The organism is Edwardsiella anguillarum ET080813, assembly GCF_000264765.2.
GTDB lineage: Bacteria > Pseudomonadota > Gammaproteobacteria > Enterobacterales > Enterobacteriaceae > Edwardsiella > Edwardsiella anguillarum.
The window spans coordinates 2,240,282-2,254,075 of the sequence record NZ_CP006664.1 but is presented as its reverse complement, the minus strand read 5'-3'; the positions used below and the strand labels follow the sequence as shown (position 1 = coordinate 2,254,075).

The 13,794-nt window shown below is 62.8% G+C and carries 11 protein-coding genes and 1 riboswitch; of the genes, 6 read left to right on the top strand and 5 right to left on the bottom strand.

Features of this window, described 5'->3' with window-relative positions:
* Window positions 1–43: 43 nt before the first annotated feature.
* Window positions 44–703 carry a 3,4-dihydroxy-2-butanone-4-phosphate synthase gene (ribB, locus tag ETEE_RS10135; protein ID WP_034162977.1) on the bottom strand — a complete coding sequence of 220 codons (660 nt, stop codon included), beginning with the start codon at window positions 701–703 and terminating at the stop codon, window positions 44–46.
* 113 nt (window positions 704–816) lie between these two features.
* A riboswitch (FMN riboswitch) is annotated at window positions 817–973 on the bottom strand.
* Window positions 974–1,188: 215 nt separating this feature from the next.
* Here ribB and ubiK point away from each other — a divergent pair.
* Window positions 1,189–1,455 (top strand): ubiquinone biosynthesis accessory factor UbiK, encoded by a 267-nt coding sequence (ubiK, locus tag ETEE_RS10130; protein ID WP_034162818.1) that lies wholly within the window; start codon window positions 1,189–1,191, stop codon window positions 1,453–1,455.
* Window positions 1,456–1,475: 20 nt separating this feature from the next.
* Here ubiK and yjeH read toward each other — a convergent pair whose 3' ends face one another.
* A complete protein-coding gene (yjeH, locus tag ETEE_RS10125; protein WP_034162820.1) occupies window positions 1,476–2,723 on the bottom strand; it encodes an L-methionine/branched-chain amino acid transporter in 1,248 nt (415 codons plus the stop codon).
* Window positions 2,724–2,754: 31 nt separating this feature from the next.
* The gene (gene hldE, locus ETEE_RS10120) at window positions 2,755–4,188 is read right to left on the bottom strand and encodes a bifunctional D-glycero-beta-D-manno-heptose-7-phosphate kinase/D-glycero-beta-D-manno-heptose 1-phosphate adenylyltransferase HldE (RefSeq protein WP_034162821.1); all 1,434 of its coding nucleotides are present in this window, start codon (window positions 4,186–4,188) and stop codon (window positions 2,755–2,757) included.
* Window positions 4,189–4,294: 106 nt separating this feature from the next.
* On the opposite strand from hldE, the gene ETEE_RS10115 reads away from it, so the two are divergent.
* Window positions 4,295–5,224, top strand: a complete 930-nt coding sequence (locus ETEE_RS10115; protein WP_034162823.1) for a Kdo(2)-lipid IV(A) acyltransferase — start codon at window positions 4,295–4,297, stop codon at window positions 5,222–5,224.
* A 10-nt stretch (window positions 5,225–5,234) separates the two neighbouring features.
* Here ETEE_RS10115 and glnE read toward each other — a convergent pair whose 3' ends face one another.
* Window positions 5,235–8,072: a bifunctional [glutamate--ammonia ligase]-adenylyl-L-tyrosine phosphorylase/[glutamate--ammonia-ligase] adenylyltransferase gene (gene glnE / locus ETEE_RS10110; protein ID WP_034162824.1), complete on the bottom strand. Its 2,838-nt coding sequence runs from the start codon at window positions 8,070–8,072 to the stop codon at window positions 5,235–5,237.
* A 79-nt stretch (window positions 8,073–8,151) separates the two neighbouring features.
* Entirely contained in the window at window positions 8,152–9,456 is a 1,305-nt protein-coding gene (locus ETEE_RS10105; protein WP_095666553.1) for a CYTH domain-containing protein, read from the bottom strand.
* Between the two features lie 150 nt (window positions 9,457–9,606).
* Here ETEE_RS10105 and ETEE_RS10100 point away from each other — a divergent pair, with 150 nt between their 5' ends.
* From ETEE_RS10100 to ETEE_RS10085, 4 genes are all read left to right on the top strand, one after another.
* Entirely contained in the window at window positions 9,607–10,287 is a 681-nt protein-coding gene (locus ETEE_RS10100; RefSeq protein ID WP_034162826.1) for a TIGR00153 family protein, read from the top strand.
* Between the two features lie 22 nt (window positions 10,288–10,309).
* Window positions 10,310–11,575 carry an inorganic phosphate transporter gene (locus tag ETEE_RS10095; protein WP_034162828.1) on the top strand — a complete coding sequence of 422 codons (1,266 nt, stop codon included), beginning with the start codon at window positions 10,310–10,312 and terminating at the stop codon, window positions 11,573–11,575.
* A gap of 209 nt (window positions 11,576–11,784) precedes the next feature.
* The gene (locus ETEE_RS10090) at window positions 11,785–12,402 is read left to right on the top strand and encodes a TIGR04211 family SH3 domain-containing protein (protein WP_034162829.1); all 618 of its coding nucleotides are present in this window, start codon (window positions 11,785–11,787) and stop codon (window positions 12,400–12,402) included.
* A gap of 116 nt (window positions 12,403–12,518) precedes the next feature.
* A complete protein-coding gene (locus ETEE_RS10085) occupies window positions 12,519–13,763 on the top strand; it encodes a multifunctional CCA addition/repair protein (RefSeq protein ID WP_034162830.1) in 1,245 nt (414 codons plus the stop codon).
* Window positions 13,764–13,794: the final 31 nt, after the last annotated feature.

The window sequence follows — 13,794 nt, the reverse complement described above, 5'->3', positions numbered from 1 at the left end:
CTATCCCCTTTATATATACGTCCGAGCCGCTGAGACTGCCGAATTAGCAGGCCTGCTCCTGCGGCTCACGGGCCTGACGATAGGCCACCAGATCCTCAATGGTCACTACCGGCATCTCATGCTGGCGTGCAAAGGCCATCACCTGCGGAGCACGTGCCATCGTACCGTCATCATTGGTCAGCTCACACAGCACGCCGGCAGGGCGGAAACCCGCCAGCGAAACCAAATCGATGGTCGCCTCGGTATGACCCCGGCGCGCCAGTACGCCGCCGGGGCGAGCGCGCAGCGGGAAGACATGCCCGGGACGATGAAGATCGCTCGGCTTGGCACCGTCGGCGATGGCCGCGCGTACCGTGGTCAGGCGATCCTGCGCAGAGACCCCGGTGGTCACTCCTTCCGCCGCTTCAATCGTCACGGTGAAGGCGGTGCCATAGTGGCTGGTGTTATTGCTCACCATCATCGGCAGATCCAGCTGCTGACGACGCGCTTCGGTGATACACAGGCAGACAATACCGCTGCCGTGGCGGATGGTCAGCGCCATCTGCTCCACGGTCATCTTCTCGGCGGCAAAGATCATGTCGCCTTCATTTTCACGATTTTCATCATCCAGCACCATGACGCCACGGCCATCGCGCAGGGCGGACAAGGCGCGCTCTACGCGCTCCATCGGGGTACCGAAATCGGAAAGCAGAATCTGATTCATGGTAAAAACCTCATCAATAATCGTATGAATTACCAGAACCAGGGCAAATTTGAGGAGCGGCACACGCGGCGGCGCGGCCAAAATAACGCGAGCGGGTGAATCCCGGCAGATATCGTTACTCTCTCCCATCCGGACTGTAACCGTCGGCTCCGGAATTACACCAGATCTGCTGACCCCGCACGGTCGTACGAGCGCTCGCGGGCTTTCGGTGACGCCGAAGCGTACCAATTTACCGCCGGTAGGGACTTTCACCCCGCCCTGAGAATAAGCAGACCGACTATAGCGCCAAAGCCGGTAGCGGGCAATCATCATTGCCGATTATTGGCGTTCGCTCACAAACAGGGTCATCAAGGCTCGTTATCGCGCATTTTTTATTCTTATGCCGCGGCCTGGAGGGATAATTACGGCCCGCTCTGGCATCCGCCATGACACTACGGTAACGTATCTGCTACCGCATAACTGCTCTGAAGCCCAAGGAACGCTCCATGATTGATCCCAAGAAAATTGAACAGATTGCCCGCCAGGTGCATCAATCCATGCCAAAAGGACTGCGCGAGTTCGGTGATGATATGGAGAAGCGCGTGCGCCAAATCCTCCAACAACAGCTCAGCCGGCTGGACTTGGTCAACCGCGAGGATTTTGAGATCCAGACGCAGGTTCTGCTGCGCACCCGCGAAAAGCTGGCGCTGCTGGAGCAGCGCGTAGCCGCCCTGGAGGCGCGCCTGAGCAAGGCTGAGGACGGGCAGGCATAATCCCGCCCTCCCCGCGACGATCACCCGCCGTGCGAGGCCGCGCGGCGCGGCAGCAGGAGATACAATACCAGCAGCATCCCCAGCGCATATAGGCTCTTCCCCCCCACCATCGCCAGCAGCAGCAGACACAGCACGCTGCCCGTTAGCGCCATCAGCCGGGCGTGGCCGCGCAGCAGACGGCATCCGGCCAGCATACATAGCAGATAGATCATGATGAATACGCCGTTGGCATACACGATCAGCGCGTCCAGCGACAGGCCGCTGAGGAAAATCAGCAGCGAGCACAGCAAACAGCACAGCATCACCGCCGTCAGCGCGTTGACCGGCGCCTGACGGGCGGAGAGCTGTGCCAGACGGCTTCGCGGTCGCCGCTGCGCCTGCGACCACACCAGCCGGGCGAAGCTCTGGATATAAACATTCAGGCTGGCAAAGCAGGCCAAATAACCGATGACGCAGGCTACCCACAGCGCATGGCGGCCAAACAGCTGCACCACAATCCCCGGCAGCGACGCCGCCGCCGCTCGTCCATCGCCGAAGGCGTGAAAGTGGAGCACCGCCACGCTGCAGGCCCAGTAGACGGCCCCGGCCAACAGCAGCCCCAGCAGCAACGCCCGCGGGAAATCACGCTGCGGATGACGAAACTCCGACGCCAGATGGGCAAAGGCCTCGAGACCGACAAAGCACCAAAACATCACCGCCAACGCCCCCGTCAGGGGCGAGAGCGAAAGCTGCGACGGCGCAGGCCAAGGGATCTGCGTCGGTGAGATCCCGCCGCGCCACCAGACAGCGGCAATCAGCAGTACCACCAGCAGTGCGATCAGGGTTTGCAGGTTGGCGCTGGATCCTGCCCCCCGCGTCCCCAGCAGCCATACGGCCAGCAGCGTAATCAGCTCAACCGCCAGCAGGGGCGCGCCCTGCCAGCCGAACAGCGCCTGCCAGAAGCCGGCGGCGATCTGCAGCGACGCGGGCAGTCCCACCGGAATCACCGACAGAAAAAGCCAGCCGGTAACCCGCGCCATGTGCGGGCCAAAGGCCTTGCCGACAAAATGCGCGGCGCCGCCGGCGCTGGGGAAATGACGCCCCAGCGCGGCGAAGCCGATAGCGATGGGAAAAACCAGAACGATCAATAATGGCCAGGCCCACAGGCTATCGTCGCCTGCGACCTGAGCGGCCAGCGCCGGAACCGCAAAGACCCCGGTCCCCAGCAGGGAGGTGGACAGCATTCCCACCCCCTGCACCAGCCCTAACTCCTGTTTTAACGTAGCCACTGCCCTATCCTGCCAAGACGCGATAGGCGGCTCAGTCGTTCTGACCCTGACGGATGGTATTGATAATATTGGTGGTCGAGCAGCCATCCTCGAAGTTCAGGACTCGCACGTCACCACCAGCGGCGATCACCTCTTTCCCCCCGGCGATCTCTTCTGGCCTGTAGTCGCCCCCCTTGACCAGCAGGTCAGGCAGGATCTCCGCAATAATCCGCTGCGGCGTATCCTCCTCAAACGGGATCACCCAGTCGACCGACTCCAGTGCCGCCAGCACCAGCATACGCTGGGCCAATGGGTTGACCGGACGCTCCGGCCCCTTAAGGCGGCTGGTAGAGGCATCGCTGTTCACCGCCACGATCAGGCGATCGCCCAGCTTGCGGGCATTGGCCAGGTAGGAAACGTGGCCGGCGTGCAGAATATCGAAGACCCCGTTAGTCATCACCACCTTCTCGCCGCGCTGACGCGCCTGAAGAACCGCCGTTTTCAGCTCCTGCTGGCTCATCACGCCAAAGCCGGTATCGGCGCGACCACGAATGGCATTCTCCAGTTCGATGGGTGACACGGTCGAGGTCCCCAGCTTACCCACGACGACGCCGGCAGCGGCGTTGGCCAGGAAACAGGCCTCGTCCAGCGACGTTCCGGCGGCAATCGACGTCGCCAGCATCCCGATCACCGTATCGCCGGCGCCGGTTACGTCATAGACCTCCTGCGCCTGCGTCGGCATATGCAGCGGCGCAATGCCGCGCTGCAGCAGCGTCATTCCCTGCTCAGAGCGCGTCACCAGCAGCGCCGTCAGATCGAAGCGATCCATCAGCGCCAGGCCGCGATCCACGATATCCTGTTCGCTGTGACAACGCCCGACCACGGCTTCAAACTCAGACAGGTTTGGCGTCAGCAGGGTCGCGCCGCGGTAGCGCTCAAAGTCGGTTCCTTTGGGATCGATCAGCACTGGCACACCGGCATCGCGCGCCAGGCGGATCATCGCCTGCACCGACGCCAACGCCCCTTTGGCATAGTCAGAGAGGATCATCGCCCCCAGCTGCGGCAGCGCCTGGCGAATTCGCGCCAGGATCGGCTCGGGATCGACGCCACCGAACCCCTCTTCAAAGTCCAGGCGGATCAACTGCTGGTTACGCGATAGGACGCGCAGCTTGGTGATGGTTGGCTGGGTCGGTATCGCAACGAAGTCACACTCGACGTGCACCTCATCCAGGCGCGCGCTCAGCGCACGGGCGGCGTCATCGACGCCGGTCAGACCGACCAGGCGCGCGTTGGCGCCCAGGGAGGCAATGTTCATCGCCACGTTGGCCGCGCCGCCGGGACGCTCTTCGATAGTTTCCACTTTCACCACCGGCACCGGCGCCTCCGGTGAAATCCGGCTAGTCGGCCCATACCAGTAGCGATCCAGCATCACATCGCCCACCACCAGCACCTGGGCGCGGCGAAAATCAGGCAGGGTTACTTTCATCCCCAGACTCCTACATATCAAGATGGGCGCAATGTTATCACAATCGTCCTGATATCAATTACACTAGCAATCTAAATCTATTTTCGAGAATACATTAACGATAACCATGTCTGACAATCACGTTTATCCGCAGTTTCAGCGCCGCATGCTGCATCCCCGCTATTGGCTGACCTGGCTGGGCATCGGACTCTTCTACCTGGTGATGCTGCTGCCCTATCCCTGGCTCTATCGCCTGGGCAAGATGCTGGGAAAAACGGCGATGCGCTTTATGAAAAAGCGCGTAGAGGTGACCCGGCGCAATCTGGCGCTCTGCTTCCCACAGATGCCGGTGGCGCAGCGCGAAGAGTGGGTCAGGCAGAACTTCGAGTCTGTCGGCATGGCGCTGATCGAGACCGGAATGGCCTGGTTCTGGCCCGACTGGCGCATCCATCGCTGGTGCCGGGTCGAAGGCGAGGAAAACATGCGGCAGGCCAAGCAGACAGGAAAAGGCATTTTATTGATTGGAATGCACTTTCTTACGCTGGAGCTGGGCGCGCGCATCTTCGGAATGCACAACCCGGGCGTCGGCGTCTACCGCCCTAACGATAACCCGGTTCTCGACTGGCTACAGACCTGGGGCCGGCTGCGCTCCAACAAATATATGCTCGATCGCCGCGACGTGAAGGGAATGATCCGAGCGCTGAAAGAGGGTGAAATCGTCTGGTACGCGCCGGATCATGACTACGGCCCGCGCAGCAGCGTATTCGTGCCACTGTTTGCCGTAGAGCAGGCGGCGACCACCACTGGTACCTATATCCTGGCCCGCATGGGCAAACCGACGATCCTCCCCTTTATGCCGCTGCGCAACGCGGACGGCAGCGGCTATACCCTGCGTATTCAGCCGATGCTGCAGGACGTTCCGCTGGACGACCAAACTGCGACGGCGGCCTATATGAATCGGGTGGTGGAGCGTGAAATCATGCTGGCGCCGACCCAGTACATGTGGCTGCACCGCCGCTTCAAAACCTGCCCGCCGGGGGTCGCCTCCCGCTACTGAGGCCAGGCGCTCAGCGCGCCGTCCCCAGCCAGCGCTGCCAGCTCTCGCAGACCCGCGCCCGCTCATCAGCAAAGCGAGCGCTCTCCACCACCCCCGGCTGCGCCTGCAGCGCCAGATGGTGCAGCGCATTACGCAGCGTCACATAGGCATGGGTCAGCGCATCGGCCTCAGCCTGCGGCATCACCGCGTATTGCGCCATCATCTCAAAGATGCGTACATTGTCTGACCAGCGGATCAGACCCGGCTGTTCAGCGCCGTAGCGCAGCACCAGATACTGCGCGATAAATTCGATATCCACGATGCCACCGCGATCGGCCTTGATGTCAAACTGTGCCGCGTCACGGCTGCCCAGATGGGAGCGCATCTTTTCACGCATCTCGGCCACCTCGCGCCGCAGCATCGCCGCATCGCGCCCGCGGCACAGGATCTCGCGGCGAATGGCGTCAAACTGGCGATGCATCTGCGCGTCGCCGTAAACCGGACGCGCCCGCACCAGCGCCTGATGCTCCCAGGTCCAGGCCTCGCTGCGCTGATAGTCGCCGAAGGCGGTCAGGGTGCTGACCAGCATGCCGGCGGCGCCGGAGGGGCGCAGGCGAGCATCCACCTCGTACAGAATGCCGGAGGCGGTACGGGCGCTAAACAGGTGCATAATGCGCTGCGCCAGACGCAGGTAAAACTGGCGTCCATCGATACAGCGTGGCCCGTCGGTCATCACCTCTGCCGGACAGTCCAGCAGAAACACCAGATCCAGATCCGAGCCATAGCCCAGCTCCCAGCCCCCCAGCTTGCCGTAGCCGATCACCGCAAACCCGCGCTGCCCATGGTCAGTCAGATGCGTCGGCTGGCCGTAGCGCGCCACCATTTGCTCCCAGGCCTGCTGCACCACCGCATCGATCACCGCCTCGGCCAGATAGGTCAGGTGATCGCTCACCTTCATCACCGGCAGCGCGCCGGCGATATCGCTGGCGGCAATGCGCAACTGCTGCGCATGCTTAAACTGGCGTAGCGCCTCCAGGCGTTGCTCTTCATCATCCGGAATACGCAGCAGATACTGACGCAGCTCGTCGCGGTAGGACGCCTGATCCACCGGGCGATACAGCGTGACAGGATCGAGCAGCTCATCGAGCAGTAGCGGATAGCGGGCCAGCTGCTCGGCCAGCATCGGCGAGGCCGCACACAGACGGATCAGCTGATGCAGCGCCGCCGGAAACTCCATCAGCAGTTCCAGATAGGTCGTGCGGGTCACGATGTTGAGCAGCAGAGGCATCAGACGCTGCTGCAGCACCAGCGCGTCATCACGCACGCACACCTGCGCCAGCAGCGCTGGCATCAGCATCGCCAGCACCTCCCGCCCACGCGGACCGATAGTGCGTTTGTCCACGTCGCGGCGGAACGCCTCCAGCGTCTGCTGCAGCCGGAGGCGCTGCGCCGGATCCAGCTGCGGCATCAGTGCGGCCAGCTCGCTCTCGTCCAAACGCTCTTGCCACAGCGGCGCAAAGCGCAGCGCCGCGTCATCGCCGCCCTCCTCTTCATCCTGTTCATCATCGCCAATCAGCGCATTGAAGATCGCGCGTACCGCCGCCATATACGCCTGGAGCGCCCGGCGCAGCGCCGCCCAGTCCGTCAGCCCCATCCCATAGGCCAGGCGAGCCCGGTTGAGATCGTCCGACGGCAGCGTCTGCGTCTGCTGATCGTCAATCGCCTGCAGCAGATTCTCCAGACGGCGTAAAAAGAGATAGGCGTCGCGCAGCGCCGCCACCTGCGCCGACGTCAGCAGTCCCAGCTCGCCGATCGCCGCCAGCGCGGGCAGCAGCGCACGCTGCTGTAGACTGCGCTCGCGTCCGCCGCGGATCAGCTGGAATACCTGGGTGATAAACTCGATCTCGCGGATCCCGCCCGCGCCGAGCTTGATATTCTCCCTCAGCCCGCGCCGGCGCACCTCTCGGGCTATCATGCCCTTCATATTGCGCAGCGACTGGATCACGCTGAAATCGATATAGCGGCGAAACACAAACGGACGCAGCAGACGGTACAGCGCTTGCCCATCGCGATCCTGCCCTTCGCCCAGCAGACGCGCCTTCACCATGGCGTAGCGCTCCCAATCGCGCCCCTGCTCTTGGTAATAGTCCTCCAGCGCGGAGAAGCTCAGCACCAGAGGACCGCTGTCGCCGAAGGGGCGCAGACGCATGTCGACCCGATAGACAAAGCCATCCTCCGTCGGCTGATCCAGCGCCTTAATCAGGCGCTGGCCGAGGCGGGTAAAAAATTGAGCATTATCCAGCTCGCGGCGGCCGCCGCGGGTGGCCCCGGACTGCGGATAGACAAAGATAAGATCGATATCCGAGGAAAAATTCAGCTCGCCGCCGCCCAGTTTGCCCATCCCCAGGATCAGCAGCGGCTGGGCCTCACCGGCGGCGTTGCAGGGAACGCCCCACTCCTGACAACAGCGGAGGTATAGCCAGTCGCGCGCGCCGATAACCAGCGTCTCCGCCAGCGCGCTCAGCTGGAGCAGGGTCTGCTGACAGTCGGCCTGGTCGCTGGCCTGCATCCAGGCAATCCGCGTCAGCATGTGGCGGCGAAACAGGCGCAGCGCCTGCATCAGCGTCGCCTCATCCTGCACCGGCGCCAGACGCTCCGCCAGCCATCCGGCATACTGCTGCCACTCCTGCACCTGCGGCGGCATCTGCTGCAGCTGCTGCCACCATGCGGGGTGAGCGGCCAGACTGTCGGCGGCAAAGTCGCTCAGCGCCAGCGCTGGCAGCGCCGCCGACGTCGCGCCCTGCAGCCGCGCGGCCTGACGCGCTCCCTGACTGTACAGCAGCGCCGGCAGCGCCCGGGTCTCAGACATATTCACTCCCTGCAGAATGCGGCGGCGCCAAAGCCGCCTGGGTTAGACCGTCGCCCGCGCGCGGCGGGATATCACCGAATTAATGCGCGCCGTTGCGCCAAAAGGCCGGCTGATGCAACGCCTGTGCGCAGGCGGCCTCCGGTGTCGCCGCGGCGGGATGGGCAATGGCGTGCGCCAGCGTCTGCCACGGCGCCAGGTAATCGTCTACCGCCGCCTCGCCATACGCGCCGCCCAGCAGGCGTATCGCCAGAATCTGATGCTGCAGACGCGGCAGTTTGTCCTGATACTCCTGAGGATGACGTACCTGGGCAAACAGCGCCTTCAGTTCAGCGCCGCAGCGTCCCAGCATGATGTCGGCAAAGCGCTTGAACGAGCCGGACAGCTTGGCGCTTCCCGCCGCATCGAGATAGGATCGCCAGCCGGACTCGGCTAGCCAGCGAGTGAGTGCCCACTGGGTGGCCAGGGAGTCTCGGCCGTAGCACAGCGTCTGCGCCGCGCACGCCGGCTGCTGTATCTGCACCTCCAGCGCGCTCAGGCCGGCGCGCAGCGCCGCGCTGGCCTTACGCGGCACGATGCCGCCGAAGAGGGTCAGACTCTGCCGCAGCGCCGCCAGCGCCTCCTGGATCCCGCCCCGGGACTCCGCGTCTCCCCGCAGCCAGGCCTCTTCGTGGTATTGCCAGTGCGCCAGAATCTGCGCCAACGCGGCAGACATGCCCTGTTCGACGCTGGTGCGGGCCGCGGGCCGCAGCAGCGGGAACGCCCGCCGCCGCAGCGCGGCATTTCCCGCCGCCAGACGGTAGCCACGGGCGGCCTTACTCATGGCCCCCATCCGGATCCCATCCAGCGTCAGCAACTGTTCGGCAAAAGCGAGCAGATCGCCCCGTTCGCCCTGCAGCAGCTCCAGCTCGATTTCATGCAGCGCCTCACGCACCCCCTCGGCGCAAATATCGCCCCGATCAAGCGCCACTTCAATCTGGCTCTCACGGTACGTCACCACCCACCTCTCCCGCTGAAAGTCGGTCGAGAACAGCGGCTGCAGCGCCGTCTGCAGCGCATCGATATCGCAGTCATCCGGCCACACCTGCGCCGGAAAGCGGCGGAGATCCAGCTGCGGCGCATCCAGCGCAACGTTGTATTCCGGCCGCTGATGCAGGCCGCCGACGTCGCTACCGGCGGTTTTCAGGGTCATCTCATAGGCGCCTTCGCCGCCGCGGATCCGCAGTCCCATATCATGGCGGCGCAAAGTCTGGCACGCCGTCTCATAATAGATATTGCTCAGCGTCTGGGCGGGCGTATGCTGAAGAGGCCAACGGGCCAGGCTCGCGGGCAATGCGTGTACAGCGGAGGGGAGGGCGATGAATTTCAGTTCAATTTCCACGGTCATTTTTTCTGTCATATTAAGGTTTTACCGAGGTATTCAGCATTGCTCGGTAAAAAATGTAAAAACGGTGTCCAATGCAGGGCACATCAGTTACCATGCGCACCTTTCTGACGAACTATGCGCAGAAAACCATCAATTTAAGGTGCATGAGTGATGCCAGTAAATACTATTTTAGGCTTGTTTGCCAAGTCTCCGCTCAAACCGCTTCAAGAGCACGCCAGCCGCGTGCACGAATGCTGCAGCCTGCTGGTTCCCTTCTTTGCCGCCACCGCGCAGCAGCAGTGGGATCAGGCGCAGAAGATCCGTGAACAGATCTCCAATCTGGAAAAGCAGGCTGACACGCTGAAGCGCGAAATCCGACTGAAATTACCACGAGGTCTTTTTCTGCCGGTCGATCGCGGCGACATGCTGGAGCTGGTTACCCAACAGGATCGTCTGGCCAATCGCGCCAAGGACATCGCCGGGCGGGTCATCGGCCGCCGGTTGCAAATCCCCGCCGTCATGCAGGCTGACTTTGTAAGCTACCTACAGCGCTGCCTGGATGCGACCGCACTCTCCAGCAAGGTTATTCACGAGATGGATGAACTGCTGGAGACCGGCTTTCGCGGCCGCGAAGCCGATCTGGTCGAGCAGATGGTGATGGAGCTGGATCATATTGAGGATGATACCGACCATCAGCAGATCCTGTTACGCCAGACTCTGCTCTCCCTTGAGCACCAGCTCAACCCCGTCGACATCATGTTTCTCTATCAAATCATTGAGTGGGTCGGCGGCCTTGCCGATAAAGCGCTGCGCGTGGGTTCCCGACTGGAACTGATGCTGGCCCGTAGTTAATCACCACACCCGGACACAATAGATGGAAATCATTGCCAATCACGGCTCATTACTAATCATGGTGGCGGCCTTCTTTGGCCTGCTGATGGCTATCGGCATCGGCGCCAACGACGTCGCCAACGCGATGGGCACCTCCGTTGGCGCCCGCGCCGTCACCATCCGTCAGGCGATCGTCATCGCCATGATCTTCGAATTCGCCGGCGCCTATCTGGCCGGCGGTGAAGTCACCCAAACCATCCGCAGCGGCATCATCGATACCAATGCCTTCGCCGGTCATCCCCAGACGCTGGTCTTCGGGATGATGGCCTCGCTGCTGGCCGCCGGTATCTGGCTGATCGTCGCCTCGCTGATGGGCTGGCCTGTCTCCACCACTCACTCCATCATCGGCGCCATCATCGGCTTTGCCTGCGTATCCGTCGGCCCCGAAGCGGTCGAATGGGGCGGTGTAAAGGGGATCGTCGGCAGCTGGATCATCACACCGCTGATCTCCGGGGTGGTGGCCTATGGCATTTTCCTCAGCGCCCAGCGGCTGATTTTTAACACCGAAAACCCCTTCGCTAACGCCCGCCGCTTTGGCCCGGTGTATATGTTCCTGACCGCGCTGGTTATCTCGCTGGTCACCATCAAAAAAGGGTTAAAGCACGTCGGCCTGCACCTGACGGACGGCGAGACCTGGCTGATTTCGCTGCTGGTTTCCCTACTGGTCATGCTCGGCGGCTATCTGTACCTGTCGCGTAAATCCTTTACCGACGACGCAGACGAGCAGGATCACTTCCGCGGCGTTGAGCGGGTATTCAGCCTGCTGATGGTTATCACCGCCTGCGCCATGGCCTTCGCCCACGGCTCTAACGACGTCGCCAACGCCATTGGGCCGCTGTCTGCCATCGTCGCCATCGTGCGCGAGCCGAGCGTGCTGGCCGGCACCTCCCCCATCGTCTGGTGGATCCTGCCGCTGGGCGGTATCGGTATCGTCGTGGGTCTGGCGCTGATGGGACGTCGCGTCATGGAAACCGTGGGGACCGGCATTACCGATCTAACCCCGAGCCGCGGCTTTGCCGCCCAGTTCGCCACCGCCTCAACGGTAGTGATCGCCTCCGGTACCGGCCTGCCGATCTCCACCACCCAGACGCTGGTCGGCGCCGTGCTGGGCGTCGGCTTTGCCCGCGGTATTGCGGCGCTGAACCTTAACGTGGTACGTAACATTGTCGCGTCATGGATTGTGACCCTGCCCGCGGGAGCCGCGCTCTCCATTGCCCTGTTTTATCTGCTGCAGGCGATTTTCGGCTAATTATCTGCCCATCGCGCCAATAAGTAACAGTAAACCGGTCGCAGAGTCTCCCTCTGCGGTCGGTTTTTTGATAACCGCCACCGCGCCAGACGCCGGGGCTACGCGATAAATAGCTCGGACAGTTCTCATTTTAAGATTTTTCATTGCCTCACCCTATACTTCCCCTTACTATCAGCCCAATTCCCTCAACCAACGAACCGATTATCGCCATGCACCTATTCCGCCGGTTACTCCTGCCCCTGCTCAGCCTCTGTCTGGCCTTTCAGAGCCATGCCGAAGAACAGCGCTTTATTTCCGATGCGCTCAGTACCTACGTACACAGCGGGCCGGGTAACCAGTACCGCATCGTCGGCACGATCAACGCAGGCGATCCGGTCACGCTGCTGGGCATTAATCAACAGAGCCAGTTTGCCCAGATCCGCGATGCCAAAGGGCGCAGCGTCTGGCTTCCCCTCGATCAGCTCAGCAACCAGCCCAGTCTGCGCACGCGCGTACCGGCGCTGGAGGCTCAGCTCTCAGCCCTGACGGCCAAGCTCAGCCATATCGACGGCGAGTGGCAGCAGAAAACCGCGGAGATGCAGAACAAAGTTGCCGGCAGCGACGATGCGATCGCCCGCCTGCAGGCGGAGAATCAGCAGCTGCGTCAACAGCTAGGCAGCGCACAAAAAAGCCTCGGTGCCCTCAACTCGCAGCTGGATGACAAAAAGCGGGCCATTATCCTGCAGTGGTTCCTGTACGGCGGCGGCGTCGCCGGTGCCGGTCTGCTGCTGGGCCTGCTGTTACCGCGCCTGCTGCCCCGGCGCAGGAAAGAGCGCTGGATGAACTGATCCCCCACAACGCCGCCGCCCGCGGCGTTTTTTCTCTGGGGCGGCCGATTGCCGTCCATGGACGCTTGCGATAACATAAGATTAACATTTAATCGGCTCTCTACCGAGGTAGGCACGTGAAGACATATCTGGTCGGTGGCGCCGTGCGCGACAAGTATCTACAGCTTCCCACTCAGGATCGCGACTGGGTCGTCGTCGGCGCAACGCCGCAGGCGCTGTTGGCGCAGGGCTACCAGCAGGTCGGTAAGGACTTCCCGGTATTTCTGCATCCGCGCAGCAAAGAGGAGTACGCCCTAGCGCGCACCGAACGCAAGGCGGGCCAGGGCTACACCGGCTTTAGCACCTATTTCGCTCCGGACGTTACCCTGGAGCAGGATCTGCTGCGGCGCGATCTGACCATCAATGCGATGGCGGAAGACGATGAGGGTCAGCTGATCGATCCCTACGGCGGCCTGCAGGATCTGCAGCAGCGTCAGCTGCGCCACGTCTCCGAGGCCTTTGTCGAAGATCCGCTGCGCGTGCTGCGCGTCGCCCGCTTTGCCGCCCGCTTCGCACCGCTGGGCTTTGAGGTCGCCGCTCCGACTCTGGCGCTGATGCAGCGAATGAGCCAACGGGGCGAGCTGGCCCACCTGACGCCGGAGCGGGTCTGGCTAGAGACGGAGAAAGCGCTGTCCGGCCCCGCGCCACAGGTTTATTTCCAGGTGCTGCGCGACTGCGGCGCGCTGGCGGTGCTGTTCCCGGAGATCGATCGGCTGTTCGGGGTGCCGGCCCCCGCCAAGTGGCACCCGGAGATCGACACCGGCATCCATACCCTGCTTACCCTGGCCATGGCCAGCCATCTGAGCGACGACGTCGCCGTGCGCTTTGCCGCGCTGACCCACGATGTGGGCAAGGGACTGACTAATCCCAATTTCTGGCCCCACCATCACGGCCATGGGCCGGCAGGCGTGCGCCTGGTGCGGGAGATGTGCCTGCGCCTGCGCACGCCAAACCCGGTGCGCGATCTGGCGCTGCTGGTCGCCGAATATCACGATCTGATCCACACGGTGGAGCGCCTTCGCCCCGCGACGCTGCTCAAGCTGCTCGACACCATTGACGTCTGGCGCCGTCCCCAGCGTCTGCAGCAAATGATTCTGTGCAGCGAGGCCGACGCCCGCGGACGCACCGGTCTGGAGGCGCAACCCTACCCGCAGGCCGACTATCTGTGCGCCGCCTACCATCGGGTCGCCCAGGTTGCCGTTCGCGAGGTCATCGCCGACGGTTTTCAGGGGGCGGCTATCCGCGAAGAGCTACAGACGCGGCGCCTACAGGTGCTCAAAAGTTGGAAGGCCGCCCAGGAGGCGGCCTTAAACGCGGAATAGCGGGGAAAACGGCAGCGGGCGCATCCGCCCG